The sequence below is a fragment of the Fulvimarina uroteuthidis genome (genome assembly GCF_034321785.1).
Taxonomy (GTDB): Bacteria; Pseudomonadota; Alphaproteobacteria; order Rhizobiales; family Rhizobiaceae; genus Fulvimarina; species Fulvimarina uroteuthidis.
This window is the reverse complement of sequence record NZ_JAXLPB010000005.1, coordinates 254,612-279,953: the sequence shown is the minus strand read 5'-3', so window position 1 is coordinate 279,953 and position 25,342 is coordinate 254,612. Positions and strand designations below refer to the sequence as shown.

General features: G+C 63.7%; 22 protein-coding genes. 13 read left to right on the top strand and 9 right to left on the bottom strand.

Annotated elements, in window-relative coordinates:
• The first annotated feature begins 63 nt into the window (after window positions 1-63).
• From clpX to U0C82_RS15610, 3 genes are all read left to right on the top strand, one after another.
• A complete protein-coding gene (gene clpX, locus U0C82_RS15620; protein ID WP_322188291.1) occupies window positions 64-1,332 on the top strand; it encodes an ATP-dependent Clp protease ATP-binding subunit ClpX in 1,269 nt (422 codons plus the stop codon).
• 419 nt (window positions 1,333-1,751) lie between these two features.
• Window positions 1,752-4,175 carry an endopeptidase La gene (lon, locus tag U0C82_RS15615; RefSeq protein WP_322188289.1) on the top strand — a complete coding sequence of 808 codons (2,424 nt, stop codon included), beginning with the start codon at window positions 1,752-1,754 and terminating at the stop codon, window positions 4,173-4,175.
• A 170-nt stretch (window positions 4,176-4,345) separates the two neighbouring features.
• Window positions 4,346-4,621, top strand: a complete 276-nt coding sequence (locus U0C82_RS15610; RefSeq protein WP_322188287.1) for an HU family DNA-binding protein — start codon at window positions 4,346-4,348, stop codon at window positions 4,619-4,621.
• 334 nt (window positions 4,622-4,955) lie between these two features.
• Here U0C82_RS15610 and U0C82_RS15605 read toward each other — a convergent pair whose 3' ends face one another.
• Window positions 4,956-5,222, bottom strand: a complete 267-nt coding sequence (locus U0C82_RS15605; RefSeq protein WP_322188286.1) for a DUF3297 family protein — start codon at window positions 5,220-5,222, stop codon at window positions 4,956-4,958.
• 269 nt (window positions 5,223-5,491) lie between these two features.
• Between U0C82_RS15605 and U0C82_RS15600 the strand changes: the two genes are divergently transcribed.
• The 8 genes from U0C82_RS15600 to U0C82_RS15565 all read left to right on the top strand — a co-directional run bounded on the left by U0C82_RS15600 (window position 5,492) and on the right by U0C82_RS15565 (window position 16,531).
• A complete protein-coding gene (locus U0C82_RS15600) occupies window positions 5,492-7,006 on the top strand; it encodes a L,D-transpeptidase family protein (RefSeq protein ID WP_322188285.1) in 1,515 nt (504 codons plus the stop codon).
• 227 nt (window positions 7,007-7,233) lie between these two features.
• Entirely contained in the window at window positions 7,234-7,695 is a 462-nt protein-coding gene (gene rplS, locus U0C82_RS15595) for a 50S ribosomal protein L19 (protein WP_322188283.1), read from the top strand.
• A gap of 473 nt (window positions 7,696-8,168) precedes the next feature.
• Window positions 8,169-12,134 (top strand): GDSL-type esterase/lipase family protein, encoded by a 3,966-nt coding sequence (locus tag U0C82_RS15590; RefSeq protein WP_322188281.1) that lies wholly within the window; start codon window positions 8,169-8,171, stop codon window positions 12,132-12,134.
• Window positions 12,135-12,256: 122 nt separating this feature from the next.
• Window positions 12,257-12,748, top strand: a complete 492-nt coding sequence (locus tag U0C82_RS15585) for a GNAT family N-acetyltransferase (protein WP_322188279.1) — start codon at window positions 12,257-12,259, stop codon at window positions 12,746-12,748.
• A 239-nt stretch (window positions 12,749-12,987) separates the two neighbouring features.
• Entirely contained in the window at window positions 12,988-13,380 is a 393-nt protein-coding gene (gene sdhC, locus U0C82_RS15580; RefSeq protein WP_322188277.1) for a succinate dehydrogenase, cytochrome b556 subunit, read from the top strand.
• Window positions 13,381-13,392: 12 nt separating this feature from the next.
• The gene (gene sdhD / locus U0C82_RS15575; RefSeq protein ID WP_322188275.1) at window positions 13,393-13,773 is read left to right on the top strand and encodes a succinate dehydrogenase, hydrophobic membrane anchor protein; all 381 of its coding nucleotides are present in this window, start codon (window positions 13,393-13,395) and stop codon (window positions 13,771-13,773) included.
• A gap of 3 nt (window positions 13,774-13,776) precedes the next feature.
• The gene (sdhA, locus tag U0C82_RS15570) at window positions 13,777-15,627 is read left to right on the top strand and encodes a succinate dehydrogenase flavoprotein subunit (RefSeq protein WP_322188273.1); all 1,851 of its coding nucleotides are present in this window, start codon (window positions 13,777-13,779) and stop codon (window positions 15,625-15,627) included.
• A gap of 283 nt (window positions 15,628-15,910) precedes the next feature.
• Complete coding sequence (locus U0C82_RS15565; RefSeq protein WP_322188272.1) at window positions 15,911-16,531, top strand: hypothetical protein; 621 nt, start codon at window positions 15,911-15,913, stop codon at window positions 16,529-16,531.
• A 94-nt stretch (window positions 16,532-16,625) separates the two neighbouring features.
• Here U0C82_RS15565 and U0C82_RS15560 read toward each other — a convergent pair whose 3' ends face one another.
• Together U0C82_RS15560 and U0C82_RS15555 are read right to left on the bottom strand one after the other, a co-directional pair.
• Window positions 16,626-17,174 carry a hypothetical protein gene (locus U0C82_RS15560; protein WP_322188270.1) on the bottom strand — a complete coding sequence of 183 codons (549 nt, stop codon included), beginning with the start codon at window positions 17,172-17,174 and terminating at the stop codon, window positions 16,626-16,628.
• Window positions 17,175-17,454: 280 nt separating this feature from the next.
• The gene (locus U0C82_RS15555; RefSeq protein WP_322188269.1) at window positions 17,455-18,006 is read right to left on the bottom strand and encodes a hypothetical protein; all 552 of its coding nucleotides are present in this window, start codon (window positions 18,004-18,006) and stop codon (window positions 17,455-17,457) included.
• 186 nt (window positions 18,007-18,192) lie between these two features.
• On the opposite strand from U0C82_RS15555, the gene pncA reads away from it, so the two are divergent.
• Window positions 18,193-18,831: a bifunctional nicotinamidase/pyrazinamidase gene (gene pncA / locus U0C82_RS15550; RefSeq protein WP_322188267.1), complete on the top strand. Its 639-nt coding sequence runs from the start codon at window positions 18,193-18,195 to the stop codon at window positions 18,829-18,831.
• Between the two features lie 73 nt (window positions 18,832-18,904).
• Here pncA and U0C82_RS15545 read toward each other — a convergent pair whose 3' ends face one another.
• Entirely contained in the window at window positions 18,905-19,147 is a 243-nt protein-coding gene (locus tag U0C82_RS15545) for a hypothetical protein (RefSeq protein ID WP_322188266.1), read from the bottom strand.
• Between the two features lie 218 nt (window positions 19,148-19,365).
• Here U0C82_RS15545 and msrB point away from each other — a divergent pair, with 218 nt between their 5' ends.
• Complete coding sequence (msrB, locus tag U0C82_RS15540; protein ID WP_322188264.1) at window positions 19,366-19,782, top strand: peptide-methionine (R)-S-oxide reductase MsrB; 417 nt, start codon at window positions 19,366-19,368, stop codon at window positions 19,780-19,782.
• Window positions 19,783-19,869: 87 nt separating this feature from the next.
• Here the strand turns inward: msrB and U0C82_RS15535 are convergent, their stop codons facing one another.
• From U0C82_RS15535 to purL, 5 genes are all read right to left on the bottom strand, one after another.
• A complete protein-coding gene (locus tag U0C82_RS15535) occupies window positions 19,870-20,562 on the bottom strand; it encodes a L,D-transpeptidase (protein ID WP_322188262.1) in 693 nt (230 codons plus the stop codon).
• Window positions 20,563-20,796: 234 nt separating this feature from the next.
• A complete protein-coding gene (locus U0C82_RS15530; RefSeq protein WP_322188260.1) occupies window positions 20,797-22,059 on the bottom strand; it encodes a multidrug effflux MFS transporter in 1,263 nt (420 codons plus the stop codon).
• A 198-nt stretch (window positions 22,060-22,257) separates the two neighbouring features.
• On the bottom strand, window positions 22,258-22,611 hold the full coding sequence (gene grxD, locus U0C82_RS15525) for a Grx4 family monothiol glutaredoxin (protein WP_322188259.1): 354 nt from the start codon (window positions 22,609-22,611) through the stop codon (window positions 22,258-22,260).
• A 186-nt stretch (window positions 22,612-22,797) separates the two neighbouring features.
• Window positions 22,798-23,034 carry a BolA family protein gene (locus U0C82_RS15520; RefSeq protein ID WP_322188257.1) on the bottom strand — a complete coding sequence of 79 codons (237 nt, stop codon included), beginning with the start codon at window positions 23,032-23,034 and terminating at the stop codon, window positions 22,798-22,800.
• 82 nt (window positions 23,035-23,116) lie between these two features.
• Window positions 23,117-25,339 carry a phosphoribosylformylglycinamidine synthase subunit PurL gene (gene purL, locus U0C82_RS15515; protein WP_322188256.1) on the bottom strand — a complete coding sequence of 741 codons (2,223 nt, stop codon included), beginning with the start codon at window positions 25,337-25,339 and terminating at the stop codon, window positions 23,117-23,119.
• Window positions 25,340-25,342 lie beyond the last annotated feature (3 nt).

Here is a 25,342-nt window from a genome sequence, read left to right as displayed (position 1 = left end):
GACTAAGCTGGGGCGAACGTGAGGCGGGCTTTTCGCGATAGCCCGAACCGAAAGGGAAGACGAATGAGCAAAACGAGCGGCGGCGACTCCAAGAATACGCTCTATTGCTCTTTCTGCGGAAAGAGCCAGCACGAAGTCCGTAAGCTCATCGCCGGGCCGACGGTGTTCATCTGTGACGAGTGCGTCGAGCTGTGCATGGACATCATCCGCGAGGAGAACAAGTCCTCGATGGTGAAGTCGCGCGACGGCGTGCCTTCTCCCCAGGAGATCATCGCGGTTCTCGACGATTACGTGATCGGACAGTCCTACGCCAAGAAGGTTCTCTCCGTTGCGGTGCACAACCACTATAAGCGGTTGGCGCATGCCTCGAAGAACAACGATGTCGAACTCGCGAAATCGAACATTCTGCTGATCGGCCCGACCGGTTGCGGCAAGACCCTGCTTGCGCAGACGCTGGCCCGGATCATCGACGTCCCGTTCACCATGGCGGATGCGACGACGCTGACGGAAGCCGGCTATGTCGGCGAGGACGTCGAGAACATCATCCTGAAGCTGCTGCAGTCGGCCGACTACAATGTCGAGCGGGCGCAGCGCGGCATCGTCTATATCGACGAGATCGACAAGATCAGCCGCAAGTCGGACAATCCGTCGATCACGCGCGACGTGTCGGGCGAGGGCGTGCAGCAGGCGCTTCTGAAGATCATGGAAGGCACGGTTGCGTCCGTGCCGCCCCAGGGCGGCCGCAAGCATCCGCAGCAGGAATTCCTTCAGGTCGACACCTCGAACATCCTGTTCATTTGCGGCGGAGCGTTCGCGGGGCTCGACAAGATCATCTCCGATCGCGGCCGCAAGACGTCGATCGGCTTCGCGGCCAATGTCGAGGCGCCGGACGAGCGGCGCTCGGGCGAGCTGTTCCGCCAGGTCGAGCCGGAGGATCTTCTGAAGTTCGGCCTGATTCCGGAGTTCGTGGGACGCCTGCCGGTGCTTGCGACCCTCGAGGATCTCGACGAGCCTGCCCTCGTCCAGATTCTGAGCGAGCCGAAGAACGCTCTGGTCAAGCAGTACCAGCGCCTGTTCGAGATGGAGAGCGTCCAGTTGACGTTCCAGGACGCGGCACTCGGCGCGATCGCGCGAAAGGCGATCGAGCGAAAGACCGGTGCCCGCGGCCTGCGTTCCATCATGGAATCGATGCTGCTGGACACGATGTTCGACCTGCCGACGCTGGAAGGCGTTCAGGAGGTCGTGGTGTCGGACGATGTCATCGCCGGCAATGCGCGGCCCCTCTACATCTACTCCGAGCGCACCGAAGAGAAGGAGAATGTGAGCGCGTAAGCGCCTGCATCTCGAACGTTTGATCGATCGATACCCGCAGGCTTCCTCAAAGCCTTGCGGGTATTTTCGTCATCGCGCGCGGATCGGGTCGGTTGTGCCGGCTTTCGGCGGACCTGCGGGATGTCCGGGCGCTCGGCTTGGATGATCGAGCCATCGTCCGTCCGGTTTTTCCTGCGCCGGGTAAGGGGAGTAGCTCGCCTTATCCTTGCGAAGCTGCCCTTCCATGTGGTCCTGTCTTACCCATGCTCCGGCTTCTCGCAAGCTTGGGACGCGACACTTCGGTGACGCTGCAATCGCTTGCAATAGAGGCGGTCCCGACCCACATTCGCATCTGACAAAGGCATCCGTTGGGACCGCTCGAAACGAGGGTCCGGCCGGAGGGCTGAACAGACGGCATCATGCCGAAGAAAGGTAATCCTATGTCCAATTTGCCCGAAAGCAGAGACCGGACCGAGAACGTGCTTTATCCGGTCCTGCCGCTTCGCGACATCGTGGTCTTCCCGCACATGATCGTACCGCTGTTCGTCGGTCGTGAGAAATCGATCAAGGCGCTCGAAGAGGTCATGGGTGCGGACAAGCAGATCCTGCTTGCCACGCAGATGAACGCGGGGGACGAGGATCCGTCCGCCGACGCGATCTACGATATCGGCACCATCGCCAACGTGCTCCAACTCCTGAAGCTGCCGGACGGCACTGTAAAGGTGCTCGTCGAAGGCATGTCGCGCGCCAAGATCGGGGACTTTTCCGATCGCAGCGACTGGTACGAGGCGTCGGCGTCAGTGATCGACGAGGGCGAGGACGATCCGGTCGAACTGGAGGCGCTCGCGCGCTCTGTCGTCTCGGAGTTCGAGAACTACGTCAAGCTGAACAAGAAGATCTCACCCGAGGTGGTGGGCGCGGCGAACCAGATCGAAGACTATTCCAAGCTTGCGGACACGATCGCCTCTCATCTGGCGATCAAGCTGCCCGAGAAGCAGGAAATGCTATCGCTGATCTCGGTGAAGGACCGGCTCGAAAGGGCGCTCGGCTTCATGGAGTCCGAGATTTCGGTGCTCCAGGTCGAGAAGCGCATCCGTTCGCGCGTCAAGCGCCAGATGGAGAAGACCCAGCGCGAATATTATCTCAACGAGCAGATGAAGGCGATCCAGAAGGAGCTCGGCGACGGCGAGGACGGCCGCGACGAGATGGCCGAGCTGGAGGAGCGGATCAAGAAGACGAAGCTCTCCAAGGAGGCCCTGGAAAAGGCCAATGCCGAGATGAAGAAGCTCAAGCAGATGTCGCCGATGTCGGCCGAATCGACGGTCGTGCGCAACTATCTGGACTGGCTTCTGGGTCTGCCTTGGGGCGCGCGTTCGCGAATCAAGATCGACCTGAAGAAGGCGGAAGCCATTCTCGACAGCGACCATTACGGTCTGGAGAAGGTCAAGGAGCGGATCGTCGAATATCTTGCGGTGCAGAGCCGTCAGAACAAGCTCAAGGGTCCGATCCTCTGCCTCGTCGGGCCTCCCGGTGTCGGCAAGACGTCGCTCGCCAAGTCGATCGCCAAGGCGACCGGCCGCGAATATGTCCGCATGGCGCTCGGCGGCGTGCGCGACGAGGCCGAAATCCGCGGCCATCGCCGGACCTATATCGGCTCGATGCCCGGCAAGGTCATCCAGTCGATGAAGAAGGCGAAGAAGTCCAATCCTCTCTTCCTGCTCGACGAGATCGACAAGATGGGTCAGGATTTCCGCGGTGATCCGTCGTCGGCACTTCTCGAGGTGCTCGATCCGGAGCAGAACTCGACGTTCATGGACCACTATCTGGAGGTGGAGTACGATCTCTCGCCGGTGATGTTCGTGACGACGGCGAACACGCTGAACATCCCGGGTCCGTTGATGGACCGCATGGAAGTGATTCGGATCGCCGGCTACACCGAAGACGAGAAGGTCGAGATCGCGAAGCGGCATCTGCTTCCCAAGGCGATCGGCGACCATGCCCTGAAGCAGGAGGAGTTCTCCGTCGACGAGAGCGCCCTCTACGAGATCGCGCGCCGCTATACACGCGAGGCCGGCGTGCGCAGTTTCGAGCGCGAGCTGATGACGCTTGCGCGCAAGGCTGTCACGAAGATCCTCAAGGGTGAGACCGACCGTGTCGACGTCACGGCCGAGAACATCTCGGACTATCTCGGCGTGCAGCGCTATCGCTACGGCGAGGCCGAACTCGAGGATCAGGTGGGTATCGTGACGGGGCTGGCCTGGACGGAAGTCGGCGGCGAGCTTCTGACGATCGAGGGAATCGCCATGCCCGGCAAGGGCAAGATGACGGTGACCGGCAATCTGAAGGATGTGATGAAGGAGTCCATCTCGGCGGCCGCCTCCTACGTCCGGGCCCGCGCGCTCGACTACGGCGTCAAGCCGCCGCTGTTCGAGAAGCGTGACATCCACGTCCACGTTCCCGAGGGAGCAACCCCGAAGGATGGTCCGTCGGCGGGTGTTGCGATGGCAACGGCGATCATCTCGGTTCTGACGGGGATTCCGATCCGCCGGGATATCGCGATGACGGGCGAGATCACGCTGCGCGGTCGCGTGCTTCCGATCGGCGGCCTGAAGGAGAAGCTTCTCGCGGCCCTGCGCGGCGGCATCAAGACCGTTCTCATTCCTGAGGAAAACGCCAAGGATCTGGCGGACATTCCCGACAATGTGAAGAACAGTCTGGAAATCGTGCCGGTTTCGCGTATGGGGGAGGTGCTGAAACACGCTCTCGTTCGTCAGCCGGTTCCGGTGGAGTGGTCCGAAGAAGACGAGCCGCTCAAGGGGCGATCGCCCCTGGACGACGAGGGCGCGACAGTTGTTGCGCACTGATCGCAGTGTCTGAAATTTGTACAAAAACCGCCCATCCGGGCGGTTTTTGTCTTGAATCGAACCGGGGAACGGTTTGCAACCGTTGCCGTTCTGGCCGAAGTGGGCCACATTCCCGCATCCACAAGCGCTAAGGGAAGCGCACAGTTTCAAAGGGTAGAGGACACTCAAGCATGAATAAGAACGAACTGGTCAGCGCCGTTGCCGAAAAATCGGATCTTTCCAAACAGCAGGCTACCGCTGCCGTTGATGCTGTCTTCAGCACGATTGAAACGACGCTTGCCGATGGTGGAGACATCCGTCTCGTGGGTTTCGGCACCTTCGCGGTGACCCATCGCAATGCTTCGAAGGGCCGTAACCCTTCGACGGGCGCTGAGGTCGACATCCCAGCTCGCAACGTGCCGAAGTTCACACCAGGCAAAGGCCTCAAAGAATCGGTCAACAAGTAAGGCAGCTCACGGGCTTCCTCATATCGGCGGACCGAAAGGTCCGTCAGCGCTTGGAACTCCCCTGTACCTTGATCGGTACAAGGGGAGTTTTTTGTGGCAAAGCCGAGGGTTGGCCTGCGCGGGAAGTTTCGAGGAAACCTCCCGGCGCCCGCGTGAGGCCCGGCATCGGCTCGCCGCGGTGCGGGCCGATAAAGGTCTGCGCGATTGGCGAGGCCAACGCCCGGACGACGATACCGCAGCGGACCGGCCGATCCGGTTCGGCCCGCCTTAAGGGTCGCGCGGCGCAAAGGCGGACGCACGCGGCACAAACGATTCCGACGAAGCCGCGGACCTGTCAGGAAGCGGCAGTCTCCTCGCTCGGCGACGCATCCTCGAAGAACGGTTCGACCGTACCTTTCAGCTTGATCTTCAAGGGCTTGCCGTGGCGGTCGAGCGACTTGCCCGCCTGAACCTTGATCCAGCCCTCGGACACGGAATATTCCTCGACATTCGTCTTCTGCTTTCCGTTGAAACGGATGCCGATGCCGCGTTCGAGGATCTCGCCGTCGTAAAACGGGCTGTCCGGGTCGATCGAAAGACGATCTGACAGGGATTGCGTCATGGGTCAGGTGCTCCTCGCTGAAGTCAGGGGCTCGGCAGGGCCGAACGTCCTGTTCTCGTATCCACTTCACCCAAGCCGGCACAAGCCTCCCGTGCGGACAGCCTGAAGCAAGGTCGAGCCGGCTCGGCCATTTTCATGTCTGGTTCATGCGCCATACAGGACATTGCAAGGGTAACATTTTCGCGTGCCGCCGCCGCCGAACGGGCTTTTCCGGAGAGATATCCCGGCCTTCGGTGCGGTGCATGCCGGTTAGGGACGTTCGAACAAACATGGCGACACCATCGAAGACACTGCGTGGCGTTCTCGCGGCAACGACGGCGGCCCTGTGTCTGTCGGCCGCAGCAGAGCGCTCGATGGCGCAAGGCTTCATTCCCCAGGGCGTGCCGCCGCAGGCGGTGGAATCCTATGTCGACCAGTATGGCCGGGAGATCTTTCTCGATCTCGACGGACGGGTCGTCGCCGTCGTGCAGCCCGAACCGATCGATCGCTTCGAAGAGCGCCGCCTGGAATTCGACGACCGCCGCGGCCAGGTGTTCGATCGTCCGCCCCCTCCCGGCGTGACGCTTGAGGGGCCGGCCAACATCTTCCCGGGTGGTCCGCTGCCCCGGGACAATTTCGGCGGGTTCGAACAGCCCGTTCCCCAGACCGCCGATCCGTATGATTCGGATCCGGGCTACCAGAATGCCCCGATCGAAGCCTCGCCGCTTCCGTCGCCCTCCGACGCGGCGCCGTCCGATACGATCGCGGCCGAACTTCCGCAGACGACCGGCCAGCCGTCCCCGGACGCTGCCGGCAGCGGGCTGGATCTGCCGAACCCCGACGCGTCGATCGTCGATCGTGCGCCGTCGACCATCGGGGAGGCGATCGATCAACCCTTCGTCGAGCAGACGATCCAGGAAACCGATCCCGCGCCTCAGGTCGCCACGCCGCAAGGGTCCGACAAGAAGGCGGCGATTGCGGCCCTTCAGGTCATTCTCGACCGTGCGGGCATGAGCCCCGGCGTCATCGACGGCCGCATGGGGTCGAACGTCAACAAGGCCGTGGCCGCCTATCAGGAAAAATACGGGCGCACGCTTTCGACCGGCGACAGCAGCGCCCTGGCGGATGAACTCGATGCGACCGGCGGCCCGGCCGTCACCACCTACGAATTGACGTCCGAGGACGTCAGTGGTCCGTATGTCGCCTCGATCCCGACGGATTACGCCGAAAAGGCCAAGATGCCGGAAATGAGCTTCGTCAGCCCGGCGGAGAAGCTCGCCGAAAAATTCCACATGGACGAGGAATATCTCAAGGCGATCAATCCGGGTGCGGACTTCACGCGCGCCGGAACGCGCATCAAGGTGATGAATGTCGGCGAGAACGTCACCGGCAAGGTCGCGCGAATCGTCGCCGACAAGGGCCGCGAGCAGGTTCGCGTCTACGATGCCATGGGCGACCTGATCGCCGCTTACCCGTCGACCATCGGTTCGTCCTCGACGCCGAGCCCATCCGGCACGGTGCAGGTGAACCGGATCGCGTTCGACCCGAACTATACCTACAATCCGAAGATCAACTTCAAGCAGGGCGAGAACGACAAGGTCCTGACGATCCCGCCCGGTCCGAACGGTCCGGTCGGCTCGGTCTGGATCGCGCTGTCGAAGCCGACCTACGGCATTCATGGCACGCCGGAGCCGTCCAAGATCGGCAAGACGAACAGCCATGGCTGCGTCCGCCTGACGAACTGGGATGCCTTCGAGCTGGCCAAGATGGTCCAGCCTGGTGCAACGGTCGAGTTTGTGGAGTAGGGAGCAACGCTCAGGCGGCACCGGACGCCGATTCGCGTAGAAAGCAGCCCTGCGCGACCGAAATTCGGCGCGTGAGGCAGTAATTTTCGGAATAATGCCGGCCCGGACGTGACATTGGTCCGGGCTTGGTGTAACGACCGCGTCGATTTCCTCACAATAACAGAGCCGTTGGATCGGCCATGTCGGGGTCTTATCTGCCCCGGAATGCAACGAATTGAGGCTATGCCATGAACATCATTCAAGAACTCGAAGCCAGTGAAGTCGAGCGGATCAACGCCGTTCGTCAGATTCCCGAATTTTCGGCTGGTGATACCGTGCGCGTCAATGTTCGCGTGACGGAAGGCACCCGCACCCGTGTCCAGGCTTATGAGGGCGTGTGCATCGCTCGCTCCGGCTCGGGTATCCAGGAGAACTTCACGGTTCGCAAGATTTCGTACGGCGAAGGCGTCGAGCGCGTGTTCCCCGTCTTTTCCCCCCAGCTCGACTCGGTCGAAGTCGTGCGCCGCGGCAAGGTGCGCCGCGCCAAGCTCTATTATCTGCGCAATCGTCGCGGCAAGTCGGCCCGTATCGTCGAGGCCACCAACGTTCGGGCCCGCAAGCTGAACGACGACGCCCGTCAGATCGCAACGGACCAGCGCGAGAAGGCCAAGGCCGACAAGGAAGCGGCCAAGGCCAGCGCAGCCGAATAAGACGAGACGCCCTTCTTGCCCGTCTAGGCGGAAGCGCGCGCATATGATGCATTCGAGGCGGTCCCCCCGGGGGCCGCCTTTTTGCGTTGCCGGTTTCAAAGCCGGGACATGATCGGCAGGTCGCCGGCGTCGCGAGCACCATGCCGGATCATCGCGGGAGCGCATGCCGCAGTTCGCCTGTCGCTGCCCGCCGCCCGCCGCGGGCCGGCACCGGGCGATCGACGCGCACGCATCCGCTCTTGCGGGACAGCATGGAAGGCACGGGTCGGTTCAAGCCTTCTTGGCGCAAGACGAGTTTCCCGCAGCACCGCGCCGAACCGCCGCAATCGCTGCAATTTGAAGTAAATGCAAGATAACTATATTTCTAATACTTTCTCGAAAAATGCGTCGAGGCGGGTGTAAGCCCTATGACACGTCACTGTTCTTGGTTAGTCTGACAGTCGGTCTTTGTTTCTGACGTTGGGGCGCATGGCATGGCGACGACATCTTCCGCATCGAACATTTCCGTAAGCGGGCAATGGCAACCGCTGATCGACTGGCCGATCATGGCGATCCATTCCGTCATCACGCAGGATGGTCTGCTGCTCACCTTCGGAACCGATAAAAGCGGCGCGCAGGGCGCGACCATGTATCATGATCTCTACGATCCGCTGACCGGCTCGCATGTTCTCCTCGACCACCACATGCATACGCCGACGGACGTCTTCTGCTCGGCCGCCCTGATCGTTCCGGGCTCGGACCGTATCCTGATGGCGGGCGGCGACGCCCGCCCGCTCGGCTTCACGAACGGTCCCGTGAACGACAGCAACCTGTTCTATGGCGGCATGGGGCATATGATGAGCGATCCGAGCGGCGACATGGCGACGCCGCGCTGGTATCCCAGTCAGGTGTCGCTCGAGGATGGCCGCATCCTGGTCATCGGCGGAACCGGAAGCACCGACGGCGTCCCGGAGATCTATACGCCGGGCATCGGCTGGTCGCGGCTGGAGGGCGCCGCCGATCCTGACATGATCCAGGTGCTGGACGACGACGTGTACGCAACGGCCGTCGTCGCGACCTATTATCCGCGCATCTTCACCCACACCGATGGATCGGTCTTCTACTTCGCCAATGGCGTCGGCGGCAATGGAACGCTCGACCTGATGCGGCTCGATCCGAACGGCGAGGGGAGCGTCGAGATCATCGCCTACCTGCCGTTCACGCCCGACTGGGAAGCCCCGGTGGTGATGTATGCGCCGGACAAGGTACTGATCCACGATTACGACAACGGGCTGTGGACCCTCGACATGTCGGGACCCTCACCGGTGTTCGATCGCGTCGGCGCGTTCGAGACGAGCCGAAGCTGGTCCAACATGACGGTGATGGCCGACGGGCGGGTGCTGATCAATGGCGGGTCCTCGACGCATTTCACCGAAGAAGGCGCCGTCCTCACCGCCGCCATCTGGGACCCGGACACCGGAACGCTGACCGAGGTGGGCGCCGAGGAGCAGCCGCGGCTTTATCACTCGACGGGCATTCTCCTCACCGACGGGACGATTCTCTCCTCGGGCGGAGGCGCCTCCACCCTATCGGAGAACGATTATCTCGATGGCCAGATCTACCGCCCCGGCTACCTCTTCAACAAGGATGGCACGCCTGCCGACCGGCCGGAGATCCTGTCGGCGCCCGAAAGGATCGCGTCCGACGGCACCCTGACGATTTCCGTCGACGATCCGTCGGCGATCGGCAAGATCACCTTCGTCAAGTCGGGAGCGGTGACCCACAGCTTCAACATGGAAACCCGCGCACTGACGCTGGACTTCACCGTCGGAAGCGACGGACGGATCACCGTTCCGCTTCCGGGCGTCGAGGGCGGGGCGTCGCCCGGTTCGTGGATGCTGTTCGTTTGGGACAAGGATGGCCATCCGTCGATCGCGGAAATGGTCGCGGTCGATCCGTTGATCGAGACGAGCGCGACCGCGCCCGCGGGCGATCTCCTCCTCAATGGCAGCCTCGAGACCGCCCATGCCTCCGATGGCCGCGCCACGACCGATTTCCTCTTCGGCTGGCAGGTCGAGAACGGCACCGTCGAAATCGTCGGGCAGAGCGGGTTCGACGCCCCCGCGGCCCCGAAGATCGTCGCATTCGGCGATAGCCTTTTCGACAATTACGGCGTGCCGGCCGCAAACGGGTTCGTCGCCCGGTTGGGAAGCGCCCTTTCGCTCGGCGGGCAGATCGGCACGATCGTCGAGGCGGCCGTCACGGGCGACACCACCGCCGCGGCGCGCGCGCGGATCAAGGATGCGGTGCCGCAGGATGCCGACATCGTCGTCGTCGCCCTGGGCGGCAACGACATGCTCCAGGGCATCGCGCCCTCGATCATCGAGGCGAACCTGTCCGCGATCGTCGAGACGCTCTTGGCGGGCGGGCAATCGGTGGTCCTTGCCGGCGTCGGCGCACCCGCGGGATCGGCGCCCTCCTATGCGCTCGCCGTCGACCAGGTCTATCAAACGGTCGCCGCGCGCCATGGCGTCCCGCTCGTCGCCGACCTTCTCGCCGGCACGAACCCGGGGAACGGCACCTTGCTGCCGGACGGCATTCATCCCAACGGGGTCGGCATCGCGAAGATGGTGGACAATCTCCTGCCCGCCCTGACGCAGATCCTGACCGCAAAGGCTTTTTCCAGCAACGATTTGGACGGCGAGGGCGCCGTCGTCATGGACGGCAATGACGGCATGCTGAGCCAGTCGGTTCAGACCGAAGCCGGCCAGACCTACCGGCTGGAATTCAATCTCGGCGAGATCGGCGCGGGCAGCCGGACGGCCCTCGACATCCTCTGGAACGGCGAACTCGTCACCCGCCTGGCCGCCACCGCCGGCGCCGAACGGGTCGCCCTGACGGTTTCCGGCACCGGCGGCAGCGACAAGCTGACCTTCCGGTCGCTCGGTGAGCCGATCGTGCTCGATCGCGTTTCGCTCGTCGCGTCGGACAGCGTCCTTCCCGCCCCGGCACCGGTTGCCGTGCCCGACGTCGAACTCCTGCCCAACACCCGCAACACGATCCTGCTCGAAGAGGGCGCCGGCCTGACCTACGGCACCCGTCTCGACGATCGGATGATCGGGACGGCTGGCGACGATGCCTTTTTCGGCGGCCGCGGCAACGACATCTTCGTGGGCGGCGCCGGCTACAACCAGGCCGATTACGAAGGCGTCGCGTCCGACTACACCTTCGTGCGCAATCGCGACGGCTCGGTGACCGCAACCGGCCCAGGCGCCGGCACCGATCTCCTCATCGACATAACCGGCATCTGGTTTCGCGGCGACAGCACCTGGCGCGCTCTCGACGATCTGGCTGTTCCGGCCGATCCGGCGGACCCCGATGTTCCGACCGACCCGCTGCCGCCGGTCAGCGATTTCAACATCATCACGGCCGGCGCATCCGGAGGCTATCTGGAGGGCACCGACGGCAACGATCGGTTCATCGGCGGTGCGGGGAACGATACGTTCTACGGGGGTGCCGGCAACGATCGTCTCGAAGGCGGCGCGGGCTATAATCAGGCAGACTTTTCGGGTGCGCGGGCGGACTACGTCTTCGAGCGTCTGGCGGACGGGTCGGTGAGCGCTCAGCATCGGGCAACCGGCGCGGTCGATCTGCTGGTCGACATCGACGGCACCTGGTTTTCGGGCGAAGCCCGCTGGTATGCGCTCGCCGATATCGCGGCGCAGCCTGTGACGCCCGATCCGGACCACGCTTACAACATGATCATGGCAAGCGCGGGGGGCGGCTATGTGCGCGGCACGGACGCGAACGACCATTTCATGGGCGGCACGGGCAGCGACGTGTTCTTTGCCGGTCCCGGCGATGACCTCTTCGAGGGAGGCGCCGGCTACAATCAGCTCGATCTCGCCGGCAGCTCGGCCGATTACCGCTTCACGAAGAACCCGGACGGAACGGTGACCGTGGTCAGCGCGGCCGAAGGCACCGACACGCTGCGCGACATCGACGGCGTCTACTTCTACGCGGAGAGCCGATGGTTCAGCGTCGACGAGCTGATCGCCCGGGGTGACCCGAGCCCGGAACCGGTCTTCAACCTGATCTTATCCAAGCCGAACGGCGGTTACATCGTCGGTACGGACGCAAGCGACCGCTTCGTCGGTGGCAAGGGCCAGGACATCTTCTATGGCGGGCGCGGCGACGATCGCTACGAGGGCGGAGCCGACTACAACCAGGTCGATTTCGACGGCTCGCGCGCCGACTATGCGTTCGCCCGGAACGCTTCGGGCGAGATCACGGTATCGAACGACGTCTACGGAACCGACGTTCTCGTGGATATAGACGGGCTCTGGTTCCGCGGCGAAGGCAAATGGTACGATATCAGCGATATGCTCGTCGCCGATATGCCGGCCGCCTCCGCGTTCGGGGAGACAATGCCCGATGCCCATCACGATCACGGGGTCTGAGACGGGTTCCACCCGCGCGGCCCCGGTCTAACGCCGCGCTGCGGGCCGCCGGGGCGGGCGTGCGAAGCTGTCTTTTTCGGCCGGCTTCTTGACGCCGGCCGCGTTCGGGCGAAATCTCAGCCATGACCGAAGCGCACCAGCCCCCGTCGCCCGACATCGAGATCCGCACCTTGCGCCTTGGCGATGCGGGTGAACTCGCCCCTCTGATCGCGGCCTACAATCACTCGTTCTTCCGCGGCGCCGTCAGCGCGCCGAACATTGCCTATGCGGAACAGCTGCTTCAGGATCGAACGGCCGAAGTCCTCGGCGCGCGCCTCGACGGTGAACTCGTCGGCTTCGTCGTCTTCTACGACATTCCAGACCTGTGGACCGGCATGCGCTCCGGTCTCGCCGACCACATCTATGTGGACGAAACCCATCGGCGCAAAGGCATTGCCAAGGCGATGATCGATGTTCTCGCCGAAGAGGCCGATCCGCGCGGCTGGTCGAAACTCGTCCTGCATGCGCCACGCAACCCCGAAGCCGGACGCCAGCTCTACGAGCGGGTCGCCGCACCCGCCGACTGGAAGAGTTTCGTCATCCGGTTTTCCGACCGGAGCCTGCCGCCGCGTTGATTCGGAAAGTCCCCGGACAATTTTTCGCAGCCGATCGCCGTGCGGGCGCGTTTGTCCGCATCCAATCGTTTTAGAACCTGCGATAGACGGAACGTGCGGGGAACGTCCTTCGAAAACTTGCTTTCCGGGAAGGCTTGCTTCCTTTAGAAGCCGACTGGAACGATGAGGGCGCATCTTGCTATGGTGCATCGCATCAATGCGGCGAGCGCTGCGAACATTCGAAGACGGGAAGGGCCCTGATGTCCGACGTGAAGTCCAAGCGACCGCTATCACCACATCTGACGATCTATCGGTTCAAGGCGACGATGACGATGTCGATCCTTCATCGGATCACCGGCTCGGCCCTGTATTTCGGCACGATCCTGGTCGTCTGGTGGCTGGCCGCCGCCGCGAGCGGGCCGGACGCCTATGCGAGCGCCCGAAGCTTCTTCGGCAATTTCTTCATCCAGATCATCCTGATCGCCTACAGCTGGGCGCTCATCCACCATGCGCTCGGCGGCATTCGCCATCTCATCTGGGACACAGGGCACGGGCTGTCGAAGGAAACCTCGACCAGGTTCGCCCAGGCGACCATCGCCGGCTCGCTCGTGCTCACCGTGCTGTTGTGGCTCGGCATCTGGCTCTTCGCGTAAAGGACGCCCCTCATGAAAGACATGCGCACCCCCCTGAGCCGCGTTCGCGGCATGGGCGCCGGCCACGGCGGCACCGAACATTTCTGGCAGCAGCGCCTGACGGCGATCGCCAATCTCGTCCTGATCACGATCTATCTTTTCGTCGTCGTTTCGCTGGCGACCGGCGAGTACGGATCGGTTCGCGAGGCCTTCGCCAACCCCATCGTGGGTGTCGGCGCCGCACTCGTCATCATCTCGGCCTGCGTCCATATGCGGCTTGGCATGCAGACGATCATCGAAGACTACATTCACGGGCCCCTGAAATGGGTCCTGGCGATCGGCAACATCTTCTTTGCCTGCCTGATTGCCGGCGTAGGACTCTACGCGATCATCAAGATGAGCTTCGGAGGTTGAACCATGGCGAGTAACGGAACGAACGGTCAGCCGCATCGCGAAGCGCCGAAACAGAACGGCAAGGCCTACGAATATGTCGATCACGAGTTCGACGTGGTCGTGGTCGGCGCAGGCGGCTCCGGCCTGCGGGCGACTCTCGGCATGGCCGAGCAGGGGCTGCGAACCGCCTGCATCACCAAGGTCTTCCCGACGCGCTCCCACACGGTCGCAGCGCAGGGCGGCATCGCCGCCTCCCTGAAGAACATGACGCCCGACAGCTGGCAGTGGCACCTTTACGACACGCTGAAGGGCTCGGACTGGCTCGGCGACGTCGATGCCATGCAATATCTCGCCATGGAAGCGCCGAAGGCGGTCTACGAGCTGGAGCATTACGGCGTGCCGTTCTCGCGGACCGAAGACGGCCTGATCTATCAGCGCCCGTTCGGCGGCCACATGCAGAATTTCGGGGAAGGCCCGCCCGTGCAGCGCACCTGCGCCGCCGCCGACCGGACCGGCCACGCGATTCTGCACACGCTCTATGGCCAATCGCTCAAGAACAATGCCCAGTTCTTCATCGAATATTTCGCGATCGACCTGATCATGTCCGAGGACGGCCGCTGCACCGGGGTGGTCGCCTGGGATCTCGACGATGGCAAGATTCATCGGTTCTCCGCCAAGACCGTGGTCCTGGCGACCGGAGGATACGGCCGCGCCTATTTCTCCGCGACCTCCGCCCACACCTGTACCGGCGATGGCGGCGGCATGGTGGCCCGCGCCGGACTGCCGCTGCAGGACATGGAGTTCGTCCAGTTCCATCCGACCGGCATTTACGGCGCCGGCTGTCTGATCACCGAGGGCGTGCGCGGCGAGGGTGGCTATCTGGTCAATTCCGAGGGCGAGCGCTTCATGGAGCGCTACGCGCCATCGGCCAAGGATCTCGCCTCGCGCGACGTCGTCTCGCGCTGCATGACGATGGAGATCCGCGAGGGACGCGGCGTCGGCAAGGAAAAGGATCACATCTTCCTCCATCTCGACCATCTCGATCCGAAGATCCTGCACGAGCGGCTGCCGGGCATATCGGAAAGCGCCAAGATCTTTGCCGGCGTCGACGTGACGCGCGAGCCGATCCCCGTCCTGCCGACGGTCCACTACAATATGGGCGGCATCCCGACGAACTATTATGGCGAAGTCCTCAATCCGACGGCCTCGAACCCCGACGCCGTCGTACCGGGCCTGATGGCCGTCGGCGAAGCCGGGTGCGCCTCGGTTCACGGCGCGAATCGTCTGGGCTCGAACTCCCTGATCGATCTCGTCGTCTTCGGTCGCGCGGCCGCGATTCGGGCCGGGGAAGTGATCGACCGCACGTCCGCGGTGCCCGCCCTCGACAAGGCGGCCTGCGACCGGATCATGGCGCGCTTCGACAAGGTTCGGTACGCCTCGGGCGCCAACCCGACGGCTGCGATCCGCGAGCGCATGCAGAAGGCGATGCAGGAGGATGCGGCCGTCTTCCGCACCCAGGAGACCCTCGAGCAGGGTTGCCGGCGCATTTCGCAGATCTGGGGCGAAATGTCCGATCTCAAGATCAACGATCGCTCCATGATCTGGAACTCCGACCTTGTGGAAACGCTGGAGCTCGAGAATCTGATGGCGAACGCCATCACGACGGTCTACTCGGCCGAAGCGCGCAAGGAGAGCCGGGGGGCGCACGCGCGCGAAGATTTCACCGAGCGGCTGGACGGCGAGTGGCGCGTCCATTCGCTCGCCAATCTTTCGGAAAGCGGCGAAGTGACGCTCAGCTACCGGCCGGTGCACACGGAGTTCATCGCCGAAGGCATGCCGGAAGAGAAGATGGCCCCGAAGAAGCGGGTCTACTAAGTCCTCGCATCATGCCCAGTCCTGGATCGCCGGCCTTGTGCCGGCGTTTTTCGTTGGTGCGACAGTAAGCGGCACGCGATAGGTGGGGATGATGGTTCATTGCTGATATTTAAGGCGCGTCTCGTGAACACACGCGCTATGAAGGCAGCGAAGGTCGACGCGGGAGGGTTCCCTCGGGAGCGCGTCGTCCGTCCCTTCGGCCAAACCCGCCGCCCGATCCGATCGAACTGCGATCGAGCGGTTCATGCCGGACGGATCCAGCAAAGAATTCTTGGGAGACTCCATGACATTGATTTCGAAACGCACGCTCACCGCCCTGTCCTTGGGCGTGGCGCTTTCTTTCGGCCTTGCGGCTCAGTCGTTTGCGCAGGATGCCACGACGGCCACCGAGCCTGCCGCCGGGGCGGCGACGCAGAGCGGGGGTACGGCAGCCGGTGCGACGAGCAGCACCGACGGGGCGTCCCCGATCGAGGGCGAGGCACCGCGCAACCAGGTTGGCGACAAGTTCGAACTGCCCCGCTATTCGGAAGACAATCAGGTCGAACTCATCACGGGTCTCTGCGGCATCCAGATGAAGAACATGAGCGAGGCGGCCTGCGGCTGCGTCGCCGAGCGTTCGCTGACGGCCCTGTCCGATCCGCAGCGCGACTATTTGATCGCGGCCGTGGTCGCACCGCCGGTCGCCGATCGCATGTTGGGCGACGGCCGTGTGGGCGAGCCGGACCAGAAGACGATCTTCGCCTTCCTGGAAAAGGAATCGGCCACCTGCCGCGCCGAGAATGCATCGGCTGAAGCCCCGGCAGGTGATCCGGCCACGGGCAATGGCTCCGATGCGGCACCCGCCACGTCGGGCGCGCCGGCCTCTGCACCAGAAACCGACGCCGCGCCCGAAACCGGCAACTGATCGCGAACCGGGTCGGTTCGTCATCCCACAAAAAGGCCGGGTCGAAACGACCCGGCCTTTTTGGTGTCGGCGATGGTCTGTTCGGGCCGTTCCCTCAGGCGCCGGGCCCGTTGATCACGGCCATGGTGTCGTCGATGGTCTGCAGATTGTGCCTCAGAACGACGGGCTGCTCGGCCAAGGTGAAGGTCGACGGATCGCGCCCGAGGGCTGCGATTTCCTGTTCGATCGCCTCGCGGGTCGACGTGCAGTTCGCATAGGCCAGATTCGCGGCGACGTTCTTGTCGAACGCGTTCGGCGCGACCTTCATGGATTCGTCGTAATTGCAGAAGGCGTCCGCGCGCAGGGCCTGCTCGAACTCGGCGGAGATCGTCGTTCCCATCTCGCGCTCGATCGCGCTCCGGCGGCTGTTGTAGTTCTTCAGGTAGGTCTGCGACATTGCGAGGCGGCACTGCGCATAGACAAGCTCTCCGGGCTTCAGGAGAAGGCTCTTGCAATGGGCGTCTTCCTGATAGGCGGTCGGGCTGATCGCATCGACGAGCGGCTCGTCGCCGCCGCTTGCACAACCGGCCACGAGACCGGCCGAGAGGATCGAGATCAGTGTTCCGAAGACACGCATCGATTTGTCGCTTTCCAAAATCGCCATGATCGGCTCCGCGCGTGACGCAGCTGCAGAGACGGCTCGTAACCTTGTCTGTGAACCGAAATTCCTAAAATCCGGCAAACCTATGGCCGGATCCGTAAAGGTTAACCAGGGCGAGGCGTCCAGGCACGGTTGCCGTGCCCGGCAGTGGGCCGAAAAGCGCGAAGTCGTACGCGCCGATTCGAACTCTGGAGCGCGTAGGAGAGCCTGTCTCGTCGCTGCCAGGCGTTCGATACGCAACGGGACGATCGCGGACCTTGAAGAGCGTTTGCGCTTCTAGACCCTAATTGCCGGTGTCCGCGTCCATTCCGCCGGCGGGGCCGGCCGGTTCGGCGCTCGCATCATCGGCACGCGACTGTCCGTCCGCTTCCCGGTCCGAGTCCGTCATGTCCCTTTGGATCTCCTCGTGGCTTAAGCGGACCGCTTCGATCAGATCCGGATTGACCGATTTCGCCGCGCATGTGCGAACGGCCGCGACGGTTTCCTGCTGGTCGAGATCCTGTTCGCGAATGGGGCACACTTCGCTGGCCAGTTCGGGCGGCAGCGCGATCGTCAGGGGAACGTCGGAGACCGAAAGCGACAGCCCGTCCGCAAGGGTCGTTCGAACCTTCCAGTCACCCAGGGAGACGTCCACCAGGTCGGAGACGATCGCATCGGCATCTTCGATCTCCGACGCCTCGGCGTCCGGCAATAGCGTCTGTGCCTCCTCGCTGAGAAGCTGTTCCTCCATGACCGCCGGGGCACCCGGCCCGGACGGCGCTTGCGCCAAGGCGGGCTGCAGCGCAAGACCGAGCGCGGTGAGGCTTGCGGCGAGAACGGGTCGGTGACGTCGCATAGGGTCGTCCTTCAGATGGAATCGGCTCGTGGTCTAGCGCAGATGTTGGCGCGCCGCACCATTTTGCCAAGAAAGAGCGTTCAAAAAGGGCATGGTTTGGACCGTAGCCGTCTTCGATGTCAGAATATCGAACGCAAAAGGGTCATCCACACGTTGACCGCAGCCCGAAAGGAAAGGCTCGACGCCATGACGATCCGGATCAACGGCGAGACCGACGCCCTCATCATCGTCGACGTCCAGAACGATTTCTGCGCGGGCGGGTCGCTGGCGGTGCCCGATGGCGACGCCATCGTCCCGCTGGTCAATCGCCTGGCGAGGCGCTTCGACCTCGTCGTCGCAACCCAGGACTGGCACAGTGCGGGCCACGCGTCCTTCGCCAGCACTCACGGCAAGGCTCCGTTCGAGACGGTGGAACTGTACTACGGCACCCAGGTGCTCTGGCCGGATCATTGCGTGATGGGCACGTCGGGTGCCGCCTTTCATCCGCGTCTCGACGTCCCCGGCACCCAGATGATCGTCCGCAAGGGGTTCCATCCGGGCGTCGACAGCTACTCCGCGTTTCGGGAGGCCGACCATCGGACGCCGACGGGGCTCGTCGGCTATCTGCGCGAACGCGGCGCCAGCCGTCTGTTCGTCTGCGGCCTTGCCCTCGACTTCTGCGTCAACTGGACGGCGCTCGACGGATGCGAGGCCGGGTTCGAGGTGGTCGTGGTCGACGATGCCTGCCGCGCGATCGACATGAACGGATCGCTCGGCGAGGCGAAGGCAGCCATGGCCGGGGCCGGCTGTCGGTTCGCCAACACCGGTGACATCGCCGATTTCTAGCCCGCAAACGCTGCGCACGGGCACGAAAAAGCCGGCGCAAGGCGCCGGCCTCATGCGCGGTAGGTCCTGCGGATCAATCCTTAAGATCGTTCGGGCCCTTCTTCAGATCGTCGGTATCCTCGTCGACCGTCACCGCGCGGGAGGGACGGCGCTCCAATTCGCCGCCAAGCCGGTCCGGGCTTCCCGGCCGGTCGAAATCATTGTCGTCGGAGGGGCGAGCCTTGGGCGCCTGTTTCTGGTAGCCGAGATCTTGGTCGCGGTCCTGCACGTCCGGCTGGTTCTGCTGGTTGTCGAACTTGGTCGGTCCCTTGGTCATCGGCGATACGCTCCTCGACAGGTCTTTGCATGGGGTTCGGCGCGCGGCTTGCCCGCGCGCACACTGAACCTCTCTAACCCGGCAGGGGTGCGCGGCGTTCCAGAACGGGCCTCGGATAAAGTGACACGCCGCCTCCTTTGTCCTCGATCATCCGGCAACCTTGTGCCCGGAACGTTCGCCGCCACATTAGGGGCAGGACAGCACCGAGGAGCAACGAAATGGACGCCAAGAGCGATTACGATTTTCCCGTCACCCGCACCGAGGAAGAATGGCGCGAGATGCTGACGCCGGAGCAATATCAGGTCATGCGCCAGCATGGGACGGAGCGTCCGGGCAGCTGTGCGCTGTTGAGCGAGAAGCGCGCGGGCACGTTCACCTGCGTCGGCTGCGGACAGCCGCTGTTCATCGCGGGAACGAAATTCGAGAGCGGCACCGGCTGGCCGAGCTTCGACACGCCGGTCGAGGGATCGGTCGAGGAAAGCCGCGACACGAGCCACGGAATGGTGCGCACCGAATGCCATTGCAGCCAGTGCGGCAGCCATCTCGGGCACGTGTTTCCCGATGGTCCCCCGCCTTCGGGTCTGCGCTATTGCATCAACGGCGTGGCGCTGAACTTCGAGCCTGCCGGCGATTGAGAAACGCCTCTTCCGGAACGACGAAAGCCCGCCGCGATCCGATCGCGGCGGGCTTTTTGCCGTTGAACGAAATCCTCATGCCCGCGATCAGACGATGACGGCTCCATCCTCGTAGGCGCCCCGGCGCACGATGACGGTCGTGCCGACCGAGACGCGGCGTTCCAGGTCGATCACGTCCTGGTTCATCATACGGATGCAGCCGGACGACATGGAGCGGCCGATCGTGTGCGGCTCGTTGGTGCCGTGGATGCGGTAATGGGTATCGCGGCCTCCGCGATAAAGGTAGAGCGCGCGTGCGCCGAGCGGGTTGTTGAGACCGCCGGGAACGCCGCCGGCGAACTTGCCGTAGCGCTCCGGGTCGCGCTTGATCATGTTGTTCGTCGGCGTCCAGCCCGGCCAGTCGGCCTTGCGCTTGATCGTGGTCGTGCCGGCGAAGGAGAAGCCTTCCTTGCCGACGCCGATGCCGTAGCGCATGGCGGTCCCGCCCTCCTGTACCAGGAACAGATAGTGGTTTTCAGGATCGACGACGATGGTGCCGGCCTTTTCCCTGCCGTTCCACGCCACCTGTTTGCGAATGTTGCGCTCCTGGAGAACCGACGGCTTGATGCCCGGAACGATCCGGCCATTGTCTTCCATCGGGCCGTACATGCCGGACAGGCCGTTGCCCAAGGCGTAGCCCAGGACGCGGGTCGGTGCCCCCGACAGGCTGGAACAGCCGGTCAGGCCGAGCGCCGCCGTCAGGGCGAGGACGGCGAGCGCGCCGCGACGAGATTTCTGCATTGGGCTGACCATCCGGCTTGTTCGGCTGCGTTACGCGTGATCGTGGCGGTCTTTCGTGAAAAACCCGTCACCGGCGCCGAGGACGGGACCGTGTCACGCGACGATTTCCAGTCCATCGTGCAAATGCGCGATGCACACATCAAGGAAAAGCGCCGCGGCAACCTCATCCCCTCGCGCATTCGCGCGCGGAATGTGACAGGGGTGCAACAGCTTGCGACCCGCGCGGACGGATCGTCATTCGGCAGGGCGACTGCCTTCCGGATCCGCGCGTGCGTGGCGGCGCTTGAACAGACCGCCGTCGGCGAGAAGGGCGCAGACCAGCGCGCCCGTGCCCAGAACGCAGAAACCGATGAGCAACGGCACGATCGTCCCGTCGTACATGTAGCCGATGATCGCGCCGAAAATGCCGCCGCCGAACGTCTGCATGAAGCCCAGCACCGAGGATGCGGTGCCGGCGACATGGCCGAGCGGATCCATCGCAAGCGAATTGAAGTTCGTGCCGATGAAGCCGAAGAAGCAGAAGTTCAGCGTCATGACCGGAACGAAGAACCAGATCGGCGTCGCGCCGTTCAACTCATATGCGACGAATGCATGGATGAGCGCGAGACCGAGAAAGCAGAACAGCGCCCCATGGGACAGCCTGCGCATGCCGAACCGCTCGACCAGACGCGAGTTCAGGAACGAGGCGATGGACATGAAGACGGCCGTGATCGAGAAGATGATCGTGAAATAGGGTCCGAGCCCGTAGGTGACCGTGAAGATCTGCTCGACCTGGTTGATGAAGCCGAAGAGCACGCCGAAGATCAGCGCGGTCGCCATCGTGTAACCGAAGGCGGTCCGGTTCGTGATCACGATCTTGAAGGCTTCGAAGACGCGAGCCCCGGTCAGTTCCCGCCGGTCTTTCGGATCCAGCGTCTCGGGAAGGCGGATATAGGCCCAGAGACTGATGCCGATCGCGAAGATGGCGATCGCCACGAAGATCTCGCGCCAGGACCCGAACAGCATGATGCCCTGGCCGATATTCGGCGCGATGATCGGGATCGCCATGAACACCATCATCACCAGCGACATGACGCTTGCCATCTTGCGACCGGCGAAGCAGTCGCGCACGACCGAGATCGCGATGACCCGCGTTGCGGCCGCGCCGACGCCCTGAATCGCGCGAAGCGTCAACAGGAATTCGAAGTTCGGCGTCGCGATGGCCACGATCGAGGCCGTGATGTAGATGGCGAGCCCGCCCAGAAGAACAGGTCGCCGTCCGAAGCGGTCCGACAATGGCCCGAAGATCAGTTGTGCCGCGCCAAAGCCGAGAAGATAGGCGGTGATCACCAGCTGACGCCGGTTTTCCTCGGCAACGCCGAGGGCCGAGCCGATATCCTGAAGGGCGGGAATGAAGATGTCGATCGCCGCCGAATTGAGCGCCATCAGGCAGGCGATGAGGATCACGAGCTCCCAATAGGGAAGCCCGCGCGTTTCGGCGTTCGGGACGGCGGACATGGGGGGCGCTTTCGGTTCATTGCATGGTCAAGGCAAAGTGTGCAGCGCAGCAATTCCCGCAAGTCTTCGAAACAGTTCGTTTCACAAAAGGACGCGCAGCGCACCGCGACCCAAGGCCTACTGCCAAACGACGAAGGCCCGCCATAAGGCGGGCCCTCAAAAGTCCGTGTTCGATGCCGTGGCGCGAACGCTGATGATCTAGCCTTCGGCGCTGGCCGGTGCCGCGGCCGCCGTCGCGATTCCCTTTTCCTCGAAAAGCGCCTTCAGCTCGCCCGCCTGGAACATCTCGCGAATGATGTCGCAGCCGCCCACGAACTCGCCCTTCACGTAGAGCTGGGGGATCGTCGGCCAATCGCTGTACGCCTTGATGCCCTGGCGAAGATCGTCGGATGTCAGGACGTTCACGCCCTTATACTCGACGCCGAGATAGTCGATGATCTGGACGACCTGTCCCGAAAAGCCGCACTGGGGAAATGACGGCGTGCCCTTCATGAAGACGACGACGTCGTTCGACTTCACTTCGCTGTCGATCCATTCGTTGATGCCGGACATTGTGAACCTCTTGGTTTCGACGGCGACCCGTGCCGGGACGCTGATTGGTTTCAGGTCCGAGATAGACCTTCGGCGGAGCCTTCACAAGCAACGCCCCCGGTGCAAGGGCGAATTGCCTGCGGAATGCCGCCGACACGGCGTGCGTCCGTCATCCGTCGGAAGGCCACGCCTGCGTCCGATCGCCGATCACTCGGCAGGCGCGCTCGTCTGCAGCGCCAGTGCGTGGAGCTCTCCGCCAAGCTTGCCCTGCAGCGCCTTGTTCACGAGCTGATGCTGCTGGACCCGGGACTTTCCGCGAAAGCTCTCCGAGACGATCTCCGCCGCATAATGATCGCCGTCGCCGGCCAGATCGCGGATCGTCACCGTGGCGTCGGGAATGGCGTCCTTGATCATCTTTTCGATATCGGCGGCGTTCATCGGCATGGGCGAAGTTCCTCGTCGTGATGTCTCACCGCCAAACCTAGGCGCGATCCGGTCCGCCTGCAATCGGCGAACTCGGCTCGCATCACGCGGCCGCCGGCTGCACGATCTCGCCGGACATGAAGTTCGGGAACCAGCTCTCGTGGGCGACCGTCATGTCGCGGACGTCGAGATCGAGGCGGTTCTCGATGACGAGGCGTCGTCCGCCAACCACGCCGAGCCGGCGCAACGGCACGTCGGCGGCGCCGGCCTCGCGTTCGATCCGTTCCGCCGCGTCGGGTTTGACGGCGACGATGTAGCGGGCCTGGTCCTCGCCGAAGAGAAGTGCGTGACCGCTTCCCCGGCCTGCATCGACGCTGGCGCCGCGGGCGGATGCCATGCACATTTCGGCGAGCGCGATCGCAAGTCCGCCGTCGGACAGATCATGGCAGGCCTTGACCGTGCCGCCGGAGATCAGCCCGCGGACGAAATCGCCGTTCCGGCGTTCCGCGATGAAATCGACGAAGGGGGGCGTGCCGTCCTCGCGGCCCTCGATTTCCCGCAGATAGATCGATGCGCCGAGATGGGTGCCGTCGCCGCCGACCAGGAAGAGGATGTCGCCGTCTTCCATCGCGCCGATCGAAGCGGTCTTCGTGCGGTCCTCGATGAGCCCGACGCCGCCGATGGTCGGGGTCGGGAGGATGGGCTGTCCGTAGGTCTCGTTGTAGAGCGAGACGTTGCCCGACACGATCGGAAAGCCGAGCGCCTCGCAGGCGGCCCCGATGCCTTCGATGGCCTTGACGAAGACGCCCATCAGATCCGGCTTTTCCGGATTGCCGAAATTGAGATTGTCGGTCGATGCGAGCGGTTCGGCGCCGACGGCCGTCAGATTGCGCCAGCATTCGGCCACCGCCTGCGCGCCGCCGCGATAGGGGTCGGCCTCGCAATAGCGCGGCGTCACGTCCGAGGAGAAGGCAAGCGCCTTCGTCGGATGCTCGTCGACGCGCACGACCCCCGCATCCCCGCCGGGTCGCTGCAGCGTGTTGCCCTGGATGAGCGTGTCGTACTGTTCGATCACCCAGCGCCGCGAGCACAGGTCGGGCGAGCCGAGAAGCGAAAGCAGGGTCTGCCCGAAGTCCGACGGCTCGCGCAGACTGCCGGCCGGGACCTCGGCACGCAGTTTCGGCTCGACCCAGGGCCGATCATATTCAGGGGCCTCATCGCCCAGTTCCTTGATCGGCAGATTGGCGACTTCCTTGCCGTCGAACAGGATGCGGAAGCGCCTGTCGTCGGTCGTCTTGCCGACGATCGCGAAATCGAGACCCCATTTCACGAAGATCGCCTCGGCGACGTCGCGCTTGTCGGGCGACAGGACCATGAGCATGCGCTCCTGGCTTTCCGACAGCATCATCTCGTACGGCGTCATGGAGGTCTCGCGCACCGGTACGGTGTTGAGGTCGAGTTCGATGCCGAGATCGCCCTTCGCGCCCATCTCGACGGCCGAGCAGGTGAGGCCAGCCGCGCCCATGTCCTGGATCGCGATGACCGCACCGGTCTGCATGAGTTCCAGGCAGGCTTCGAGCAGGCACTTTTCGGTGAACGGATCGCCGACTTGCACCGTCGGGCGCTTCTCCTCGATCGTCTCGTCGAATTCCGCGGAGGCCATGGTCGCCCCGCCGACGCCGTCGCGGCCGGTCTTGGCGCCCAGATAGACCACCGGCAGGCCGACGCCCTTGGCCTGCGAGGTGAAGATCGCATCCGTCCTCGCAAGGCCCGCTGCGAACGCGTTGACGAGGCAGTTGCCGTTGTAGCGGGCGTGGAAATTGACCTCGCCGCCGACCGTCGGGACACCGAAGGAATTGCCGTAGCCGCCGACGCCCGAGACGACGCCGGCCACCAGATGACGGGTCCTTGGGTGGTCAGGCTCGCCGAATCGCAAGGCGTTCATCGCGGCGATCGGCCGCGCGCCCATGGTGAAGACGTCGCGCAGGATGCCGCCGACGCCCGTCGCCGCGCCCTGGTACGGCTCGATGAAGGAGGGATGGTTGTGGCTTTCCATCTTGAAGACGACGCACAGTCCATCGCCGATATCGACGACGCCGGCGTTCTCGCCGGGACCCATGATCACGCGCTCGCCCTTGGTAGGCAAGGTGCGAAGCCATTTCTTCGAGGACTTGTAGGAACAATGCTCGTTCCACATGGCCGAGAAGATGCCGAGCTCGGTGAACGTCGGATCGCGATCGATGAGACCGCGCGCGCGCTCGTATTCCTCGGGTTTCAGCCCATGGGCCGCAATGAGTTCGGGCGTGATGGCGATATCGTTGTCCATGAC